Here is a 17,652-nt window from a genome sequence, read left to right as displayed (position 1 = left end):
ATGTCTTATGCGTGCAGCAGGTTGATGGTTTTCTGGCTGAAGTTGGCCAGGTTCGGGAATACATTGTGGAAGTCCGACGCTGGCAGGCCCAGCCACTGCATCAGCGTGGCGCCCACCTGGTCGGTCGAGATGGTCGGCACGAAACGGCCGCCGCCGTTCGGGTCGGCGTCGTCCGGTCCGCCCAGGGTCAGGCTCGGCAGGGTGCCGACCACCTGGCAGCCGCGTACCGGGCCGCCCATCGCGAACCAGTGGTTGCCCCAGGCGTGGTCGCTGCCGCCGCCGGAAGCCTGGCGCAGGGTGCGGCCGAAGTCGCTCATGGTCAGCGACACCACGTTCTGGTCCAGGCCGGCGGCGATGTTGGCCTGGTCGAAGGCCTGCATGGCGCGCCCCAGGATCGCCAGCTGCGCGTCCTGGCTGGTGGGACCGGTGCCGCGCTGGATCGCATGGGTATCGAAACCGCCCCACTGCACCAGGAATACCTGGCGCTTGAAGCCACGCTGCTTGAACACGGGCATGAGCGAGGACAGCTTGCGCAGGGCGCGCGACAGATCGTCGCCACCGAAATTGCCGGCCGGTTCCCTGGCGGCCAGCGCGATCTGCGTGAACAGGGTCGATTCGCTGACGCTGCGGCCGAGCGTGCTGGCGTACTCGGCTTGATAGCGATTGGAAAACTGCCAGCGCGCCATGCGGTTCAGCGCTTGCGCGGCAGGCGCCTGGGGCTGCGCCAGGTCGGCCTGGCCCCAGTAGCGCGACTCGCCCGGGCTCAGAAAGGAAACCGGGGAGTTGCGCCCCAGGACCAGCGTACGGTCGGTATTCATGGTGACCGCATTGGCCTGGTTGCGCAGGGCGGTCGGCAGCAGTTCCAGCGCACGGCCGGCCCAGCCGCTGGCATCGCTGTCGCCCAGCCAGCCCTGCTGCCACATGATCTGGTCGCTGTGCGACAACAGGAAAGACGGGACCGGAACGCTACGCTCGATCACCTGGCGCGCAGTCGCCGGCGCCACCAGCGGGCCCACGTTGGCGATCCATGCCAGGCGTCCGCTGTTGTAGAGCGGCGCCAGCGGCGCCAGGGCCGGATGCATGCCATAGGTATGGCCGCCGCTGGCGCCCGACAGCGTGGCAAGCACGCTCTTCGTGATCGCCAGTTCGGGACGCGCGCCGGCATAGTCGTTATAGGCGCCGTCCGTGGGCACCAGGCTGTTCAGGCCATCGTTACCGCCGCTGAGGAACACGACTACCAGGGCACGGTAATCGTCGCCGGCGGCATGGGCAGGCGCGGACTCCAACAGGCTGGACGCGCCGAGCATGCTGACGACCGGCGCGGCGCCGGCGAAACGAAGAAAGTGGCGGCGGTCCATCAGTGGATCACTCCATAGTAAGGGGTTTCCAGGGCGAATTGCAGCAAGCTGATCGCTTTCAGATCGGGGGTGTCGCCCCAGGTCGTGGGCGCCAGGTCGATCAGGGTCTGGCGCAGCGTGGCCGGCATCGCTCCACGGAAGAAGCGCTCGCTGACCAGGTCGGCAAAGGCCGCGGGCGAGGTGCTGAACGCGCGTCCGAAGGCGCTGGCGTCGCAGTCCGCACCGGCGCGCTTGACCGCATCGCCAAAGCTCATCAGCCGCCATGCCAGTTCCTCGGAAGTCAGCAGGCGCTGTTCGGGCGCCAGCAGGTTGCTGCCCGGTGCGCGGTCGGTCGGCAGGTAGAAACTGAACACGCTGGGGGCGTCGAATGGCTTCTGCCCAGGCGCCATCACGTGGATATCGTTCCACATCATTTCGCGCTTGCAGTTCAGGCCGCGCAGCAGGCCCGTGTACCACAGCACCGGCTCGCGCATCTTCCCGAACTGCGGCGAATCGGCGCCGGGCTTGTCGCCGCGGCGCGCGTCCGGGTCGAGCAGGATCGCCTTGACGACGGCCTTCATGTCGCCGGCGACGCCCTGGCCATTGTCGCGGAACACCGTGGCAATGCGGGCGATATAGGCCGGACTCGGGTCGCTGGTGACCAGGTGCTGGATCAGGCGCAGGCTGACGAAAGGCGCGATGTTCTGGTGCGACATCAGGAGCGAGACGATGGTGTCGAGCTCCTGGCGTGCCTCGACGCCAGCCGGAAAGGCACGCCCGAGCACGACCTTGGCGCCACGGTCGTGCGCGGCGCGCCAGGCATCCGGCACCAGTTCGCCGTCGTAGCGGCGATAGTCCAGGTGGTCGGAATTGCCTTCCATGCGCCAGCCGGTCAGGGCCCGCGCCAGTTCTTCCACATCCTTCTGGCTGTAGGTCTCGATCGGCCTGCCCGCCGCATCGCGCTGGACGCTTCCATCGAGGTTGAGCTTGACCACGCCCAGCGTAAACAATTGCATCAGTTCGCGCGCATAGTTTTCATTGGGCGCGCACCAGCGGCACTCATCGCTCGTCGGCCGGTTTTCGAGATTATCCAGGTAGACGCCCATCGGGGGATTCATCGTCACCGCCCGGATCAGCTCTCCATAATTGCCAAAGGCATGCTGCTGCAGGAAGTTTGAATAGCTCATGCCACCGTAGGGCTCGACCTTTGCCATCGATACTACGATGAATTGCGACAGGGACCAGCTGACGCGGCGGCGCAACTGGTCCGGCGCCGTCAGGAAGGAGGCGTACAGTGCCCGGTTCGAATACCTGTAGGCGAAATTGCTTGCCTCCGGATTCTGGCTGTCATAGCGCGCGATCGGTGCGGTATCGACCTTCGACACCGGCATGGCAAACTGTTCGTCGATCCAGCGCTCGAATCCCTTGGCCTGGATATCGGCAACCAGGGCCGGCGTCGCCCCGAAACTTACCTGGTCGGCAAAGCGTGCCGCCGCATAACGCGTAACGGAACTGGCCACGACTGGCTTGACCTGACCGGACGAGGCACTAGGGGATTCGGCCGGCAGAGCGCCATCGCGGCTGCACCCGGCAAGCAGGATAATGGCGGAAATGAGCCAGGCCCGCGCGCGGGAAAGGCGTGGATGGGTGGGCATGAGAACTCCAGCGTGGGAAACTCATCCATTATGCACGCGAGAATTCATAACCAACAATTAAGAACGAATAAATACCCCGCTTTTTGTAGTCAAAAAGATACTTACTTCGCATAATCGTAGTTGCCGCCCCGCTCCAGCGCACGCTGGTAAGCCGGCCGCGCATGGATCCTGCGCAGGAAGTCCGCCAGCTTAGGATACTGGCTCCCCAGCCCGCCGCGCGATGCGGCCGCTTCCAGCGCAAAGCTCATCTGGATGTCGGCGGCGCTGAATTCCTCGCCGGCGAACCAGGTCGACTTGCCGAGTTCGGCTTCCAGGAAATCGAGCTGGCTGCGGATGTTCGGCATGATGAAAGCCTGCTTCACCTTGCGTGCGATCGCGCGCGCGATCGGTTTCGCAAAGAAGGGCATCGGCCCGTTCTCGACCTTGTCGAACACCAGCTTCATCAGCAGCGGCGGCATCGCCGAGCCTTCGGCGAAATGCAGGTAATAGGTGTAGCGCAGGCGCTCGGGCGTGCCGGCGGCCGGCACCAGGCGCCCGTTGCCGTAGCGGCCAGTGAGATACTCGACGATCGCGCCGGATTCCGCCACCACCAGTCCGTCGTCGGTGATCACCGGCGACTTGCCGAGCGGGTGCACCGCCTTCAGTTCGGGCGGCGCCAGCATCGTCTTCGGGTCACGCTGGTACTTCTTGATCTCGTAGGCGAGCCCGAGTTCCTCGAGCAGCCACAGGATGCGCTGCGAGCGCGAGTTGTTCAGGTGATGGACGACGATCATGGAGGTTCCCGCAGAGTTCGACAAGTTGCCAGCTTAGCATGCCGTGCGCCTGCCGGCGGACCCGTCAGCGTATCCTTTCCCCATGAGCGGATCGGTCTACATCGGCATTTCCGGCTGGCGCTACGTGCCGTGGCGCGGCGTGTTCTATCCAAAGGGGCTGGCCCAGCACCGCGAGCTGGAATACGCCGCCGGCCAGCTGCCCACCATCGAGATCAACGGCTCCTTCTACTCGCTGCAGCGGCCCGAGAGCTATGCCGCCTGGCATGCGGCGACCCCGCCCGGCTTCGTGTTCGCGGTCAAGGGCAACCGCTTCATTACCCACATGCTGAAGCTGAAGGACATCGAGGGCCCGCTCGCCAACGTGCTGGCCTCGGGCATGTTCGCATTGCGCGAGAAGCTCGGTCCGGTCCTGTGGCAATTCCCGCCGGTCGTGAAATTCGAGCCGCAGCGCTTCGAGCATTTCCTGTCGCTGCTGCCGCAGGATACCGATGCCGCCCGCGAACTGGCCCTGCAGTACCAGCCGCGCATGGAAGGACGGGTGGCGCTCGACGCCGGGCCCAGGCGTCCGATGCGGCATGCGGTGGAAATCCGGCATGACAGCTTCATCGACCCCGCCTTCATTGCCATGCTGCGCCGCTACAACGTGGCGCTGGTGGTGGCCGACACCGCCGGCCGCTGGCCGCTGTGCGAAGACGTGACGGCCGACTTCGTCTACATCCGCCTGCATGGCGACAAGGAACTGTACGCCAGCGGCTACGAAGACGCGGCGATCGCCGCCTGGGCCGCGCGCATCCACGCCTGGCGCCATGGCCGCCAGCCGCAAGGCGCGCGCCTGGTGTCGCCGCAGCCGCCGCCAGCGCGCAAGGCACGCGACGTCTACTGCTACTTCGACAACGACATCAAGGTGCATGCGCCCTACGACGCGCGGCGCCTGATCGCCGCGGTGGATGCCATGGCGCCGGGGGACTAGAATGGAAGTCCATCCACGCAGTGAACGACCAGGAGGCCATGATGAACATGCTTCGCGTCAGCACCGCTGTTTCTACCCTGCTGTTTTCCACCACCCTGCTGGCCGCCGACGGCGCGCCCCTGCGCAACGTCAACGGCGTTCTCGTCGACAGCGCCGGCATGACGGTCTACACCTATGACAAGGACACACCGGGCAGCGGCAAGAGCAGCTGTGTCGCCACCTGCGCGACCAACTGGCCGCCGGTGATGGCGCAAGGAACGCCGGCCGCGCCCTATTCGGTCGTCACGCGCGAAGACGGCGGCAAGCAGCTGGCGCACAAGGGCAAGCCGCTGTACACCTTCGTGAAGGACAAGAAAGCGGGAGACCGGACGGGGGACGGCGTCGGCGGCGCCTGGCACGTGGTCGCGGGTGACTAGCCGGCGCAAAGGATAAGGCCTGGCGGCGGCTGGTTCAGCGCCGCTCGTGGATCTTGATGACCTTGCCCTTGCCTTGCCCGGTTGGCGCCACCGGCTCGGCCGGTCCGCAGGTATTGCCGCTGTTACAGTTATTGCAGCCGCTGCCGCAGCTGGCCGAGGTGTCGAGCCATTTCACCAGCGTCGACTGGCGCCCGCCCTGCGACAGGCGATGCACGATGGCGCGGCGCCAGCTGTCGGGCAGGTATTTCGCGCCGACGTAGAGCACGGCTATCGCAACGATGATCCCGACGGCCAGCCCTTGCCACAGCTCCTGCCACATGGCTAGGCTCCCGTGAAGTACAGCGTCACGCGGTAGACGATGAACGCCGCCACGTAGGCCAGGCTGAACATGTAGCCGGCCATGATCCAGGCGTAGCGGCGGCTGCCGGTTTCGCGCGCCACGGTGGCCAGCGTCGGCAGGCAGTGCGGCGCGTAGACGTACCAGGTGAGCAGCGACAGTCCGGTGGCCAGCGACCAGGATTGCGCGATCAGCGGCGCCAGGGTGTTGCCGACTTCGTCGCCGCCCGACAGCGCATACACCTGGCCCAGGGCCCCGACCGCCACTTCGCGCGCGGCCATGCCGGGCACCAGGGCGATCGCGATCTCCCAGCCGAAGCCGATCGGGGCCAGCAGGAATTCCAGGCCGCGGCCGATCATGCCGGCCACGCTGTAGTACACCGGCGGATGGGTCGCGCCTTCCGGTGCGCCCGGGAAGCTCGACAGCACCCAGAGCAGGACCATCATGGTGAGGATCAGGGTGCCGACCCGCTTCAGGAAGATCTTGGCGCGTTCCCACAGGCCCATGGCCAGCGCGCCCGGCTGCGGCCAGTGGTAGGCCGGCAGTTCCATCATCAGCGCGTGCTGCTTGTAGTCGCTGCGGCGCTTCATGAACCAGGCCACCGCCATGGCGCTCAGGATGCCGGCCATGTACAGCACGAACAGCACCAGGCCTTGCAGGTTCATCAGGCCCGCGACCTCGCGGTCCGGGATGAAGGCCGCGATGAGCAAGGCATACACGGGCAGGCGCGCCGAGCAGGTCATGAGCGGTGCGATCATGATCGTCACCAGGCGGTCGCGTGGGTTCTGGATGGTGCGCGCGGCCATGATGCCGGGGATGGCGCAGGCAAACGACGACAGCAGCGGCAGGAAGGCGCGGCCCGACAGGCCCACGCTGCCCATGATGCGGTCGAGCAGGAAGGCGGCGCGCGGCAGGTAGCCCACGTCTTCGAGCAGCAGGATGAAGAAGAACAGGATCAGGATCTGCGGCAGGAACACCAGCACGCTGCCGACGCCGGCGATGATGCCGTCCACGATCAGGCTGTGCAGCACGCCTTCGCCCAGCAGGAGGCCGACCTGTTGGCCCAGCGCACCCACGCCGGCCTCGATCAGGTCCATCGGGGTGCCGGCCCAGCTGAACACGGCCTGGAAGATCAGGAACATCAGTGCCGCCAGGATGAGCGGCCCGAACACCGGGTGCAGCACCACGTTGTCGATGTTCTCGGTGAGGTTGCCGCGGTCGCCGCTGGTGGAGACGGCGAGGTCGAGGATGCGGCGTACTTCGCGCTGGGTTTCCTCGACCGGCACCGCGTCGATCGCCGACAGCGGATTGGCCTGCACCTTGACGTCGAAGTCCATGCGGTCCAGTGCGGCCAGCAGGCCTTGTTCGCCGCCGGCCTGGATGGCGATGGTTTCGACCACTGGCATGCCCAGCGCCGCCGACAGCTTGCCGGTATCGATGGTGATGCCGCGCTTCTTCGCGACGTCGACCATGTTCAGGACCAGCACCATTGGCAGGCCCAGGCGCTTGAGCTCCAGCACCATGCGCAGGTTCAGGCGCAGGTTGGTCGCGTTCACCACGCACAGGACGGCGTCGGGCGCCGCTTCGCCGGCGCGCAGGCCGGCCACCACGTCGCGCGTGATGGCTTCGTCCGGCGTCTGGGCACTCAGGCTGTAGGCGCCCGGCAGGTCGAGCACGCGGAACGCGCGCCCGGCAGGAGAAGTAAAACTGCCTTCCTTGCGTTCGATGGTGACGCCGGCGTAGTTCGCGACCTTCTGGCGCGAGCCGGTGAGGCGATTGAACAGGGCGGTCTTGCCGCAGTTGGGGTTGCCGAGCAGTGCGACCAGGGGCGTGCGCGACGCCACCTGTTGTTCCATGACACCCATTGCTTATTCCGGCTTGATCGAGACGAGCGCCGCTTCGAAGCGGCGCAGCGCGAAGGTGGATTCGCCGACCTTCACCGCCAGCGGGCCACCCATCACGCGCTTGAGCACGCGGATGCGCTCGCCCGGCACGAAACCGAGCTCCATCAGGCGGCGCTGGACGTCGCCAATGCCCTGCTGCCCCGTCGGTGCAAGGTGGATCACAGTGGCGCTCTGGCCGGGCTGGAGGGCATCGAGCGTGGTGAGGGAAGGAGCAAGGGTCATGATCGCGTCCGGATAGAGATGAAGCACTCGGTAACGCTACAGGCCAGCTTGCGGATGTAGCGCTGATGAGACAGATATGCGCATCATAAACCTAAATGCGAATTATTTCTATTTGCGCTTTGTTCATATTCCGTGAAAAGCGCCCGACCGCACAAATTCCTGTTGCAAACGCGGCCGATTTTACGGAGAATAGAACACGAATGAGATTGATTCTCATTTAAATGGTGAAAACAGCAAGGAAATCGAAGCGATGATCGTCTGTGTCTGCAACAACATCTCCGACCGTGAAATCCGCCAGGCGGTCGACCTGGGCATTTCGTCCGTGGCCGAACTGCACCGCGAGCTGGGTGTCGGCACCATGTGCGGCAAGTGCGTCAGCTATGCGCGTGAAGTGCTGCACGAACACCTGGAAAGCAAGACCGTCGTCACCGAGCTGCACCGCGTCCCGCAAACCGCCTGAGGGCGGTTCTTCCCTGCCCTTTGCGGCCTGGCTGGACGTGCATGGCTCCCCGGCGGCGCCCGTGGTTTGCTATGATGTTGGCATCCACACCACCGAAAGCACTCCATGAAGGGCGATCCCAACATCATCCGGCTGCTCAATGCGCAGCTGACCAACGAGCTCACCGCGATCAACCAGTATTTCCTGCATGCGCGCATGTACCGCCACTGGGGTTTCGGCAAGCTGGCGAAGAAGGAATACGATGAGTCGATCGGCGAGATGAAGCATGCCGACAAGCTGATCGACCGCATCCTGATGCTCGATGGCCTGCCCAACCTGCAAGCCTTGCACAAGATCCTGATCGGCGAATCGACCCAGGAAATGCTGGAATGCGACCTCAAGCTCGAGCGCGCGGCCCAGGTGACGGTCAAGGAAGGCATCGCGGCGGCGGAAGCGGCGGCGGACTACGTCACGCGCGACCTGTTCCTGATGATCCTCGAGGATACCGAGGAACACATCGAGTGGCTGGAAACGCAGCTCGACCTGATCGTCAAGGTCGGCATCCAGAACTACCTGCAGAGCCAGATCGGCGAATGAGCATCATGGCGTGGGCGGCGCGTCCGCCCTCGCCATGCAGGGCTCGGCCGGCTCAGCGCCACTTCAGCATCCACTGGTCGTAGAAACCCAGGTCGCGCGGCACCGCGCCCGGGATGGCGCACACCGCGCCGGCAAAGGCGTTCGCCCGCGCCAGGCTGACATCCAGCGGCCAGCCCCTGACTTTCCCCAGCAGGAAAATCGCCGAGAAGGCATCGCCCGCTCCCACCGTGTCGATCACGAAGGGCGGCGCCGGATTATCCCTGTGCATCAGCACCTGTCCGTCCGCGCCGAAGTAGACCGAACCGCGGTGGCCCAGGGTGACGATCAGCGCGTCGAGCGAGAACATCTGCAGCAGCGCCTGGCAGGAGGCGCGCACTTCCTCGGCCGCCAATGGCGGATCGTCCGGCTTGATCTGGAAATACCAGCCGAACAGGGCCTGCAGTTCTTCTTCGTTGACCTTGGCGACGTGGGCCGCCTGCAGCGCGCGGGTGACGATGCGCTCGTCCACCTGGCCGTCGCGCAGGTTCAGGTCGAGGTAGCGCAGCGCCGGCGTGGCCTCGAGCAGCGCCGCCAGGGTGCCGCGCGAGCGCTCGCCGCGCTGTGCCAGCGTACCGAAATAGACGGCGCCCGGCTGGCACTGCGCCAGCGCCGCCAGCGCCTGTTCGCGGTCGATGAAGTCGTAGGCCTGGTGCGGCAGGATCGTGAAGCGGTGGCCGCGCGCCAGGCGCTCGACCAGCACACGGCCGGTTTCCTCGATCGGATCGACCTGCAGCCCGGCCGCGCTCATGGCGAAGCGTTCGAATTCGGCGCGCACCGCCTGGCCCGGCTGGTCCTGGCCGATCCGGGTCAGCATCAGCTGGGGCGCCATGAAGGCGGCCAGGTGGCGCGCCACATTGAACGGGGCGCCGCCGACCACCTGCTCGCTGCCGAAGTCGTCGACCAGGGCTTCGCCGAAGACGGCGACCGGGGCCGCGGCGCTCACGCGGCGAATGGCACGGTGTCGCGGAACGAAGGCCGTTCGGCGAGTTTGTCGGCCAGCCGTGCCAGGTTCGGGTAGTCGCCGCGCCAGTCGATATCGGGGAAGCGGAAACCCAGCCAGCCCAGGGCGCAGCCGACGGCGACGTCGGCCAGGGTGTAGTGGATGCCCATGCAGTAGGCCGATTCGCCCAGCCGCGCCGACATCTCGCGCAGGCCAGCATGCACCTTGCCCATCTGCCGTTCGATCCATTTGGCGCTCTGCTGCTCGGGCGCTCGCTCGCGGCGCTCGAGGAAGACCAGGATGGCGGCATCGAGCACGCCGTCGGCCAGCGCTTCCCAGACCTTGACCTCGGTGCGGTCGCGGCCGTTCGGCGGCAGCAGCTTGCAGACGGGGGAAATGGTGTCGAGGTATTCGGCAATCACGCGCGAGTCGTACAGGGTGCTGCCGTCTTCCATCACGAGGCAGGGGATCTTGCCCAGCGGGTTCACCTGCTGGATCGTGGTCTCCGGCACCCAGACATTTTCCTGTTCAAAGCTGAAGTCGAGCTTTTTGTCCGCCATCACGACACGGACTTTACGCACATAGGGACTGGTGACTGAACCGATGAGTTTCATAGAGGCCCGGGGAAGAAAATTGGCAACCAGTATAGCATTGCCATTTTGCCGGTTGTCTGCGCCGGAGCGGCCTTTCGGATGCCCCTGCAAGCCGCGCGCGCAAGGCCCAGCGCCCGGGCCGGTGGTAAAATCCGCGTTTTTGCACGGACCGCCCGCCATGACCTCTACCGTACCCTCCCCTACCCTCTCGGCCCTGTCTCCGCTGGATGGCCGCTACGCGTCGAAAACCGACAAGCTGCGTCCGATCCTGTCCGAAGCGGGCTTCATGCACCACCGCGTGAAGGTCGAGATCGCGTGGCTGCAGGCGCTGTCGCAGGCCGGTTTTCCCGAGATCAAGCCCTTCTCCAGCGAAGCGAACGCCCACCTCGAGCGCATGGCCGCGAACTTCGGTGACGTGGAAGCGGCGCGCATCAAGGAGATCGAGGCGGTCACCAACCACGACGTCAAGGCGGTGGAATACTGGCTCAAGGAACAGGTGAAGGACGTGCCGGAACTGGTGGCGGCGAGCGAATTCATCCACTTCGGCTGCACCTCGGAGGACATCAACAACACCTCGCACGGCATGATGCTCAAAGCCGCGCGCGATGGCGTGCTGCTGCCGGCCCTCCAGAACATCATCGCCAGGCTGACCGAGATCGCCCATGCGAACGCCGAACTGCCGATGCTGTCGCGCACCCACGGCCAGACCGCGAGCCCGACCACGCTCGGCAAGGAATTCGCCAACGTGGTGGCGCGCCTGCAACGCGCGGTGAAACGCATCGCCGACGTCGAGATCCTCGGCAAGATGAACGGCGCGGTCGGCAACTACAATGCACACCTGTCGGCCTACCCGGGCTTCGACTGGCCGGCGTTTTCGAAGGACGTGATCGAAAACCGCCTGGGCCTCGACTTCAATCCGTACACCATCCAGATCGAGCCGCACGACTACATGGCCGAGATGTTCGACGCCATCGCGCGCGCCAACACCATCCTGCTCGACCTGAACCGCGACATCTGGACCTACGTCTCGCTCGGCTACTTCAAGCAGAAACTCAAGGCCGGCGAGATCGGTTCGTCGACCATGCCGCACAAGGTCAATCCGATCGACTTCGAGAACTCGGAAGGCAACCTGGGCCTGGCTAACGCGGTGCTGCGCCACATGGCCGAAAAGCTGCCGGTCTCGCGCATGCAGCGCGACCTGACCGATTCGACCGTGCTGCGCAACATCGGCGTCGGCTTCGGCTACGCGCTACTGGCCTACGACAGCTGCCTGCGCGGCCTGAACAAGCTGGAAGTGAACGCGGCCCGCCTAGAAGCAGACCTGGACGCGAGCTGGGAAGTGCTGGCCGAGCCGGTGCAGACCGTGATGCGCCGCTACGGCATCGAGAATCCGTACGAGCAGCTCAAGGAGCTCACCCGCGGCAAGGGCATTACCCGTGAAGCGCTGCAGGAATTCATCGGCAAGCTGGCGATCCCGCAGGAACCGAAGGACCTGCTGCTGCAAATGACGCCGGCGAACTACACCGGCCTGGCGGCCGAGCTGGCGAAAGCCATCTGATGTAGGGTGGGCGGGTCCTCCCGCCCACGCGGTGATCCGCAGTGATCATTACCGGCTCCGTTATCGCGCCAGATGATCTCGCTGCAAACCATCACCGCGTGGGCAGAAAATCTGCCCACCCTACGCCCCCCTCCTCAATACTCCCACATCAGCTTGACCCCGAGCCGGCGCGCGATCTCGGCCCGGTACAGGACCGTCCCGTATTCCCCGTGCCCGCCGGTGAGGTTCTCGCCGGTCAGCGCCAGCTCCAGCCCCGGCTGGATGCGCCAGCCGAAGCGCGCGTCGAGCGCCGTATAGGACGGCACTTCCGGGAAGGATTTGCCCGCCACCTTGCGCAGCGTGAGCTCGAGGTCGCGCCGGTCGTCGATGCCGTAGACCGAGCGTAGCTGAAAAGTATGCGCCGGGTCGCGCTCGGCTACGCGGGTGGCGTTGACGTCGCCGCTGCCCGGCTTCAGCTGCAGCTTCTGGTGCATGGCGGTCCAGCCGGCCGACAGGCGCCAGCGCCCGGCCGCCTGCCAGCTGCCCCAGGCCTCGATGCCGCTCGAGCGCCCTTCCATCAGGCTGTCGAAGGTGATGAAGCCGGCCGGATTGGTCTCGGTGGTGCGCAGGTGATCGTAATCGTGGTGGAACAGGGTCGCCGAATACGCAAGCGCGGGCACCGGGTTGCCCCTGTAGCCCAGCTCGAATACCTTGGCCACTTCGCCGCGTACCTGCGGTCCGCCGCGCAGCAGGTAAGGCGGACGGCCAGGCAGGAAGGCGTCGACGTCGAGGCGCGAGGGCGCGCGCACGGTGCGCGAGGCGGCTGCCCACAGCGCGTGCTGCGCAGACAGGCGCCAGGACAGGCGCGCATTCGGCAGCCACTCCGTTCCGGTGTATTCGTTGTACTCGAGGCGGCTACCCAGGGTCAGGTACCAGTCCTGGTGCAGGGTGAGCTCGTCCTGCGCGAACAGGCTGGCCCATTGCTGGGTGGTGCGCGCCGGCAGGAAGGCGACGGTAGCGCTGTTGTCGACCCGGTCGCGGCTGTGGCGGTAGTTCGCGCCCCAGACGATCCGGTGGCGGCCGACGGCGGCCAGGGTGTGCTGGAACTGCAGGTCGGTGGTGGTCAGGCGCTCGCCGAACAAGGGTTCGGCGCGGCGCAGCGTGTGGTCGACATAGGCCTGCGCCATCAGGCTGGCGCCGTCGCCAAGCCGCCGCTCCCAGCGCGCGCTCAGGTTGACGCCGTCCGAGCGCACCCGGCCCAGGGTGGCGGGCACGCCGGGCGCGGCGATCTCGCCCGGCGCCGGCTGGTCGAAGCGGCCGCGGTAGGCATTGCCGACCAGGCTGTAACGGTCCATCCCGCGTTCCCAGTCGGCGCGCATGCCCACCAGGCTGCGGCGGTAGGCGTCGTCCACCAGGTCACCGCTGGCCAGTTCGCTGTCGTCGCGCCGGGTGGTCTTGCCGAACACGCGCCAGGCAATGCCGTTCTCCAGGGTGCCACCGTGGCGGTAGGAGACGGTGGCGCCGTCGGTGGCGGCCTGCACGGCCGCCAGGCTGCCCTGGGTGTCGCGCGCGGAACGGGTGGTGATGTTGATGACGCCGTTGACCGCATTCAGGCCCCACAGCACGCCACCGGGGCCGCTGACTACTTCGATACGTTCGACGTCTTCGAGCAGCACTTCCTGGGCATCCCAGAACACGCCGGAAAACAGCGGGGTATAGACCGAGCGGCCGTCGATCAGCACCAGCAGCTTGTTCGAATAGCTGTTGCCGCTCTGGTTCATGCCGCGCGCACTGATCGAATAGCTGTAGCCGTTAATCCGCGCCACGTGCAGGTTCGGGGCCAGGCGCAGCACTTCCGGCAGCGTGGCGGCACCCGAGCGGCGAATGTCGTCGGCGGTGATGACGAACACGGCCGCAGCGGCGTCCTGCAAGCGCTCGGGGCGCTTGGAGACGGACATGACCGGAATATTGGCCAGCTCTTCGATCGACAGGTCGGCCAGGTTGTCGCCCGGCTGAGACGGCATCGCTTGCGCCGCCGGTGCCAGGCACAAAACCAGGCTGACGGTGGCCAGCAGGTTCGAGGTCGGTAACAAAGCGCGCGGAACGCTGGGTTGAACGGTCATATTTTGCCCTCTGGCATCATATGAGTGCGCCAGTAATTTTTGCGAAAAAAAGTCGTTGCGCGATTTTACATTCCTTGGCTGTAACTGTGCAGTTTTTGCATTCCGTGCTAGTGTACCCGGCAAAAAACCCTGGGCGGAGCAATGCCCGATAAAGACTGGTATAGTTAGTCCTAACGCGTACAACTTTCAAAAAAAGAACTTTTTATGCACCGCTACACTACCACGGCCATCGTCCTGCACTGGCTGATCGCGTTGCTGATCGTTGCTACGTTTACCCTCGGCCTGGTGATGACCGACATCCCGGGCCTGACGCCAACCAAGCTCAAGTATTTCTCGTGGCATAAATGGGCCGGCGTGACCGTGCTCGGCCTGGCGGCGCTACGCCTGCTGTGGCGCCTGCTGCGCCACCCGCCCGTATATGCCGACGAGATGCCGGCCTGGCAGCGCGGCGCGGCCCATGGCCTGCACTGGCTGCTCTACCTCCTGATGTTCGGTGTGCCGCTGTCCGGCTATTTCTACAGCCTGGCGGCCGGGGTGCCGGTCGTCTATTTCGGCATCCTTGAACTGCCGGTGCTGATCGGGGCCGATCCCGCCCTGAAAACCGTGCTGAAGGATGTCCACTATTGGCTCAACATGCTGCTGGCCCTGCTGGTCGGCCTGCACGTGGCGGCCGCGTTCAAGCACCTGCTGGTCGACCGCGATGGCGTCATGGCGCGCATGCTGCCGGGCCCTGCTACACCCCCCAAGGAGTCACCATGAAAGCATTTACCCGTCCGCTGCGCGGCCTGCTGCTGGCCGGCGTCTTCGCCAGCGCCCTGGCCGGCGCCGCGCCGCTCAAGACCGATCCGGCGAAAAGCAGCGTCACCATCACCTTCAAGCAAATGGGCGTGCCGGTCGATGCGCAATTCAGGCAGTTCAGCGCACAGATCGACTACGACGCCGCCAGGCCGGCGGCGTCCAGGGCCAGCGTCGAGATCCAGACCGCCAGCTTCGACCTGGGCGATCCGGACTACAACAAGGAAGTGGCCAAGAAAGAATGGTTCAACGTCGCCCAGTTCCCGAAGGCCAGTTTCGTGTCCTCGGCGATCGCGCCGGCCGGCGCGGGCAAGCTGAACGTTTCCGGCAAGCTCACCATCAAGGGCCGCAGCGCCGACGTGCGCTTTCCCCTGAGCGTGAAGGCGGAAGGCGGCAAGCACGTGTTCGAGGGTCAGCTGCCGATCAGGCGCCTGGCCTTCCATATCGGCGAAGGCGAATGGAAGGACACCGGCATGGTCGCCGATGAAGTCGTCATCAAGTTCCGCGTCACCGCGGCCCAGTAATCTCCCGTCCCACCTGCCTCCACAAGGAAAAAACCCATGAACATCAAGTACCTGGTCGCCGCCCTCGCGGCCTCCTGCACCCTCGGCGCCGGCGTCTCCTATGCCGCCGACACCTACAAGATCGACCCCAACCACACCTACCCGAGTTTCGAAGCGGACCACATGGGCATCTCGCTCTGGCGCGGCAAGTTCAACAAGACCGAAGGCACGGTGACCCTCGACCGCGCGAAAAAAACCGGCAGCATCGACATTACCATCGACACCAGCAGCATCGATTTCGGCCACGAAGGCATGAATGCGCATGCGAAGAAGGCCGACATCTTCGACGTCGCCCAGTTCCCGACCGCGACCTTCAAGGCGAACTCGATCGCCTTCGACGGCGACGTCCCGGTCTCGGCCCAGGGCGAGCTGACCCTGCACGGCGTGACCAAACCCCTGACCCTGACCATCAACCGCTTCAAGTGCATCATCCACCCGATGAACAAGCGCGAAGTGTGCGGCGCAGATGCAAGCGCGACCTTCCAGCGCAGCGATTTCGGCATCAACTTCGGGCTGCCGAAGTTTTCGCCGGAAGTGAAGCTGGCGATCCAGGTGGAAGCGGTCAAGCAGTAATTCGCGCCCACCACGACAAAGCCCCCGGCACCGTGAGGCGCCGGGGGCTTTTTCTATGCCGGGCTGGACGGGCGCTTAACGGCCGTCGCGGTCAGCGTCGCCCGGGATCGCGTGCTCGACCTTGTGCCATGCGGCGCGCGAAGCGTGCTTGGCCTGCTCCCAGCTCAGGCGCGAATTGCCCTTGGTGCGTTCCCATTCGGTCGACAGCTCGTTCTCGTGCATGTCGTAGCCGCCCGGGTAGCGTCCTGCCGAGTTGTAGCCCAGCGCATAGGCCGGAGCGTAGTCGTCGTAGGTGTAGCCGGGGGTGTAGTACGGCTGGGTCTGGTAAGCATTGCGCCAGTGGGCGTCTTCGGCCTGCGGGTTGACCATCTTGGCCACCCCTTTGCCGGCCATGCCGCCCACCGCCGCGCCGATGCCGGCGCCGGCCACCGCGCCCACCGGGCCGCCGACCGCACCACCCAGCACCGCACCGCCGACCGCCGCGCCGCCAGCGGCGCCGACGCCGGTGCCGAGGTGGTGGTCATGCAGTTCGTCGCCCGCTTTCGGGTTGACCACCTCGCCCGTGCCCTTGCCCGCCGCACCGCCGGCCAGGCCGCCGATCACGGCGCCGGCCGCGGCCCCTACCGGGCCCGCCACCGAACCTGCAACGGCGCCGGCCGCGGCGCCGCCAGCGCCGCCGACACCCTGCGCCAGGTTATGGTCGTGCAGTTCGTCGCCCGCCTTCGGGTTCACGACTTCGCCCGCGCCCTTGCCGGCTGCGCCGCCGGCCAGGCCGCCGACCACCGCACCGGCCGCCATGCCGATCGGACCGGCTGCTGCGCCAGCCATCGCGCCCACGGCCGCGCCGCTACCGGCGCCGACGCCCTTGGCCAGGTAGTGTTCCGACAGGTCGTCGCCCGATTTCGGGTTAACCACTTCGCCCACACCCTTGCCTGCCATGCCGCCGGTGACCGCGCCGATGGCGGCGCCAGCCACGGTGCCGACCGGGCCGGCCGCCGAACCGATGGCCGCGCCCGCCGCGGCGCCGCCCAGGGCGCCGACGCCGGTGCCGATGATGTGGGTGCCGCCGCTATCGGTCCACGATTGCTGGATGTGGCGCGCATCGTCGTCCGAACGGGCGTTCACGCCCATCACGATGCCGCCGCGCTTGATACCTTCTTCATAGTGGGCGGCGCGGTCTTCCGGAATGCCGGCGCCGATCAGTGCGCCGATCAGGCCGCCGGTGATGCCGCCGGCGCCGGCGCCGGCCAGGGCCGCGGCCAGTGGGCCGGCCACGACCACGCCCAGGCCCGGCAGTACCAGGGTAGTGCCGACGGCGGCGATGCCGGCCAGGACGGCGCCAATGGTGCCGCCAATGCCGGCGCCGATGCCGGCGCCTTCGGCAGCCTTGCTGCCCAGTTCAGTATCGGTGTCGCCGAAGTGGGTCTTGCGTGCTTCGTCCGACATCATCAGGTTGACGTCGTCCTTGCCATAGCCGCGGGTCGAAATCGAGCTATAGGCGCGCTCTGCGCTGGCACGGTCCGGGAACAGGCCGGTGACCATGCGGGAATTCTGGTTGGTATTGTTATTCGTATCGAAGCTGCTCATGGCGAATCCTTTCAAAAGGTTCAGGTGACTGCAAGAAGAATATTGGGTTGCAAGTGTTGAAACCTTATGCCCGGGGCCGGACCTCTTCTGTTCGCTGACGCACCTTCTTCACTTCTTTCTGCTGAGCCATTCGACGGGCGGGCCGGCGATCAAGAACGGGACCGGAGATTCGCCGTCTAACGTTCGTTGCCGCACCGACCTGATGGGGACTGGTCTCTAGACTTTTCTCCATGGCCACGGCAATTCAACCGG

18 protein-coding genes are annotated in these 17,652 nt (G+C 65.9%); 8 read left to right on the top strand and 10 right to left on the bottom strand.

Features of this window, described 5'->3' with window-relative positions:
* Positions 1 to 5: 5 nt before the first annotated feature.
* The 3 genes from LE190_RS12310 to LE190_RS12300 form a co-directional block, all read right to left on the bottom strand.
* Positions 6 to 1,358, bottom strand: a complete 1,353-nt coding sequence (locus tag LE190_RS12310; protein ID WP_225238976.1) for a DUF1501 domain-containing protein — start codon at positions 1,356 to 1,358, stop codon at positions 6 to 8.
* The gene (locus LE190_RS12305) at positions 1,358 to 2,857 is read right to left on the bottom strand and encodes a DUF1800 domain-containing protein (RefSeq protein WP_225238975.1); all 1,500 of its coding nucleotides are present in this window, start codon (positions 2,855 to 2,857) and stop codon (positions 1,358 to 1,360) included. The genes LE190_RS12310 and LE190_RS12305 overlap by 1 nt, the downstream gene beginning before the upstream one ends.
* A 236-nt stretch (positions 2,858 to 3,093) precedes the next feature.
* Positions 3,094 to 3,765, bottom strand: coding sequence for a glutathione S-transferase (locus LE190_RS12300; protein ID WP_225238974.1), 672 nt, complete (start codon positions 3,763 to 3,765; stop codon positions 3,094 to 3,096).
* An 82-nt stretch (positions 3,766 to 3,847) separates the two neighbouring features.
* On the opposite strand from LE190_RS12300, the gene LE190_RS12295 reads away from it, so the two are divergent.
* Both LE190_RS12295 and LE190_RS12290 read left to right on the top strand, forming a co-directional pair.
* A complete protein-coding gene (locus LE190_RS12295) occupies positions 3,848 to 4,735 on the top strand; it encodes a DUF72 domain-containing protein (protein WP_225238973.1) in 888 nt (295 codons plus the stop codon).
* Between the two features lie 41 nt (positions 4,736 to 4,776).
* Positions 4,777 to 5,151 (top strand): COG4315 family predicted lipoprotein, encoded by a 375-nt coding sequence (locus tag LE190_RS12290; protein WP_439847490.1) that lies wholly within the window; start codon positions 4,777 to 4,779, stop codon positions 5,149 to 5,151.
* A gap of 34 nt (positions 5,152 to 5,185) precedes the next feature.
* On the opposite strand, the gene LE190_RS12285 is transcribed toward LE190_RS12290, so the two are convergent.
* The 3 genes from LE190_RS12285 to LE190_RS12275 are packed head-to-tail and all read right to left on the bottom strand — an operon-like array spanning position 5,186 to position 7,614.
* Complete coding sequence (locus LE190_RS12285; protein ID WP_225238972.1) at positions 5,186 to 5,470, bottom strand: DUF6587 family protein; 285 nt, start codon at positions 5,468 to 5,470, stop codon at positions 5,186 to 5,188.
* A gap of 2 nt (positions 5,471 to 5,472) precedes the next feature.
* Positions 5,473 to 7,353, bottom strand: a complete 1,881-nt coding sequence (feoB, locus tag LE190_RS12280; RefSeq protein ID WP_225238971.1) for a ferrous iron transporter B — start codon at positions 7,351 to 7,353, stop codon at positions 5,473 to 5,475.
* A gap of 3 nt (positions 7,354 to 7,356) precedes the next feature.
* Positions 7,357 to 7,614 carry a FeoA family protein gene (locus LE190_RS12275; RefSeq protein WP_225238970.1) on the bottom strand — a complete coding sequence of 86 codons (258 nt, stop codon included), beginning with the start codon at positions 7,612 to 7,614 and terminating at the stop codon, positions 7,357 to 7,359.
* Positions 7,615 to 7,864: 250 nt separating this feature from the next.
* On the opposite strand from LE190_RS12275, the gene LE190_RS12270 reads away from it, so the two are divergent.
* Positions 7,865 to 8,074, top strand: a complete 210-nt coding sequence (locus LE190_RS12270) for a (2Fe-2S)-binding protein (RefSeq protein WP_225238969.1) — start codon at positions 7,865 to 7,867, stop codon at positions 8,072 to 8,074.
* A gap of 105 nt (positions 8,075 to 8,179) precedes the next feature.
* Entirely contained in the window at positions 8,180 to 8,650 is a 471-nt protein-coding gene (bfr, locus tag LE190_RS12265; protein ID WP_224947537.1) for a bacterioferritin, read from the top strand.
* A gap of 52 nt (positions 8,651 to 8,702) precedes the next feature.
* Here the strand turns inward: bfr and LE190_RS12260 are convergent, their stop codons facing one another.
* Positions 8,703 to 9,632: a PfkB family carbohydrate kinase gene (locus tag LE190_RS12260; protein WP_224947538.1), complete on the bottom strand. Its 930-nt coding sequence runs from the start codon at positions 9,630 to 9,632 to the stop codon at positions 8,703 to 8,705.
* Positions 9,629 to 10,243 (bottom strand): glutathione S-transferase C-terminal domain-containing protein, encoded by a 615-nt coding sequence (locus LE190_RS12255; protein WP_225238968.1) that lies wholly within the window; start codon positions 10,241 to 10,243, stop codon positions 9,629 to 9,631. The genes LE190_RS12260 and LE190_RS12255 overlap by 4 nt, the downstream gene beginning before the upstream one ends.
* Positions 10,244 to 10,400: 157 nt before the next feature.
* Between LE190_RS12255 and purB the strand changes: the two genes are divergently transcribed.
* Positions 10,401 to 11,780 (top strand): adenylosuccinate lyase, encoded by a 1,380-nt coding sequence (gene purB, locus LE190_RS12250; protein WP_225238967.1) that lies wholly within the window; start codon positions 10,401 to 10,403, stop codon positions 11,778 to 11,780.
* Between the two features lie 134 nt (positions 11,781 to 11,914).
* Here the strand turns inward: purB and LE190_RS12245 are convergent, their stop codons facing one another.
* Complete coding sequence (locus tag LE190_RS12245) at positions 11,915 to 13,882, bottom strand: TOL_0244 family TonB-dependent receptor (protein WP_225238966.1); 1,968 nt, start codon at positions 13,880 to 13,882, stop codon at positions 11,915 to 11,917.
* Between the two features lie 204 nt (positions 13,883 to 14,086).
* On the opposite strand from LE190_RS12245, the gene LE190_RS12240 reads away from it, so the two are divergent.
* The 3 genes from LE190_RS12240 to LE190_RS12230 are packed head-to-tail and all read left to right on the top strand — an operon-like array spanning position 14,087 to position 15,813.
* Entirely contained in the window at positions 14,087 to 14,641 is a 555-nt protein-coding gene (locus tag LE190_RS12240; protein WP_225238965.1) for a cytochrome b, read from the top strand.
* Entirely contained in the window at positions 14,638 to 15,201 is a 564-nt protein-coding gene (locus LE190_RS12235; RefSeq protein WP_225238964.1) for a YceI family protein, read from the top strand. The genes LE190_RS12240 and LE190_RS12235 overlap by 4 nt, the downstream gene beginning before the upstream one ends.
* Before the next feature lie 36 nt (positions 15,202 to 15,237).
* Complete coding sequence (locus LE190_RS12230; protein ID WP_225238963.1) at positions 15,238 to 15,813, top strand: YceI family protein; 576 nt, start codon at positions 15,238 to 15,240, stop codon at positions 15,811 to 15,813.
* A gap of 75 nt (positions 15,814 to 15,888) precedes the next feature.
* Here LE190_RS12230 and LE190_RS12225 read toward each other — a convergent pair whose 3' ends face one another.
* A complete protein-coding gene (locus LE190_RS12225) occupies positions 15,889 to 17,400 on the bottom strand; it encodes a hypothetical protein (RefSeq protein WP_225238962.1) in 1,512 nt (503 codons plus the stop codon).
* Positions 17,401 to 17,652 lie beyond the last annotated feature (252 nt).

The organism is Massilia hydrophila, assembly GCF_020208145.1.
In the GTDB taxonomy this organism is placed as follows: Bacteria; Pseudomonadota; Gammaproteobacteria; order Burkholderiales; family Burkholderiaceae_D; genus Telluria; species Telluria hydrophila.
This window is presented reverse-complemented; position numbering and strand designations above follow the sequence as displayed.

Excerpts from the sequence above, each read along its gene's own strand:
- LE190_RS12310 (WP_225238976.1), bottom strand. The coding sequence starts at position 1,358 with ATGGACCGCCGCCACTTTCTTCGTTTCGCCGGCGCCGCGCCGGTCGTC.
- LE190_RS12300 (WP_225238974.1), bottom strand. The coding sequence starts at position 3,765 with ATGATCGTCGTCCATCACCTGAACAACTCGCGCTCGCAGCGCATCCTG.
- LE190_RS12295 (WP_225238973.1), top strand. The coding sequence starts at position 3,848 with ATGAGCGGATCGGTCTACATCGGCATTTCCGGCTGGCGCTACGTGCCG.
- LE190_RS12290 (WP_439847490.1), top strand. The coding sequence starts at position 4,777 with ATGAACATGCTTCGCGTCAGCACCGCTGTTTCTACCCTGCTGTTTTCC.
- LE190_RS12285 (WP_225238972.1), bottom strand. The coding sequence starts at position 5,470 with ATGTGGCAGGAGCTGTGGCAAGGGCTGGCCGTCGGGATCATCGTTGCG.
- feoB (WP_225238971.1), bottom strand. The coding sequence starts at position 7,353 with ATGGGTGTCATGGAACAACAGGTGGCGTCGCGCACGCCCCTGGTCGCA.
- LE190_RS12275 (WP_225238970.1), bottom strand. The coding sequence starts at position 7,614 with ATGACCCTTGCTCCTTCCCTCACCACGCTCGATGCCCTCCAGCCCGGC.
- LE190_RS12270 (WP_225238969.1), top strand. The coding sequence starts at position 7,865 with ATGATCGTCTGTGTCTGCAACAACATCTCCGACCGTGAAATCCGCCAG.
- bfr (WP_224947537.1), top strand. The coding sequence starts at position 8,180 with ATGAAGGGCGATCCCAACATCATCCGGCTGCTCAATGCGCAGCTGACC.
- LE190_RS12255 (WP_225238968.1), bottom strand. The coding sequence starts at position 10,243 with ATGAAACTCATCGGTTCAGTCACCAGTCCCTATGTGCGTAAAGTCCGT.
- purB (WP_225238967.1), top strand. The coding sequence starts at position 10,401 with ATGACCTCTACCGTACCCTCCCCTACCCTCTCGGCCCTGTCTCCGCTG.
- LE190_RS12245 (WP_225238966.1), bottom strand. The coding sequence starts at position 13,882 with ATGACCGTTCAACCCAGCGTTCCGCGCGCTTTGTTACCGACCTCGAAC.
- LE190_RS12240 (WP_225238965.1), top strand. The coding sequence starts at position 14,087 with ATGCACCGCTACACTACCACGGCCATCGTCCTGCACTGGCTGATCGCG.
- LE190_RS12235 (WP_225238964.1), top strand. The coding sequence starts at position 14,638 with ATGAAAGCATTTACCCGTCCGCTGCGCGGCCTGCTGCTGGCCGGCGTC.
- LE190_RS12230 (WP_225238963.1), top strand. The coding sequence starts at position 15,238 with ATGAACATCAAGTACCTGGTCGCCGCCCTCGCGGCCTCCTGCACCCTC.
- LE190_RS12225 (WP_225238962.1), bottom strand. The coding sequence starts at position 17,400 with ATGAGCAGCTTCGATACGAATAACAATACCAACCAGAATTCCCGCATG.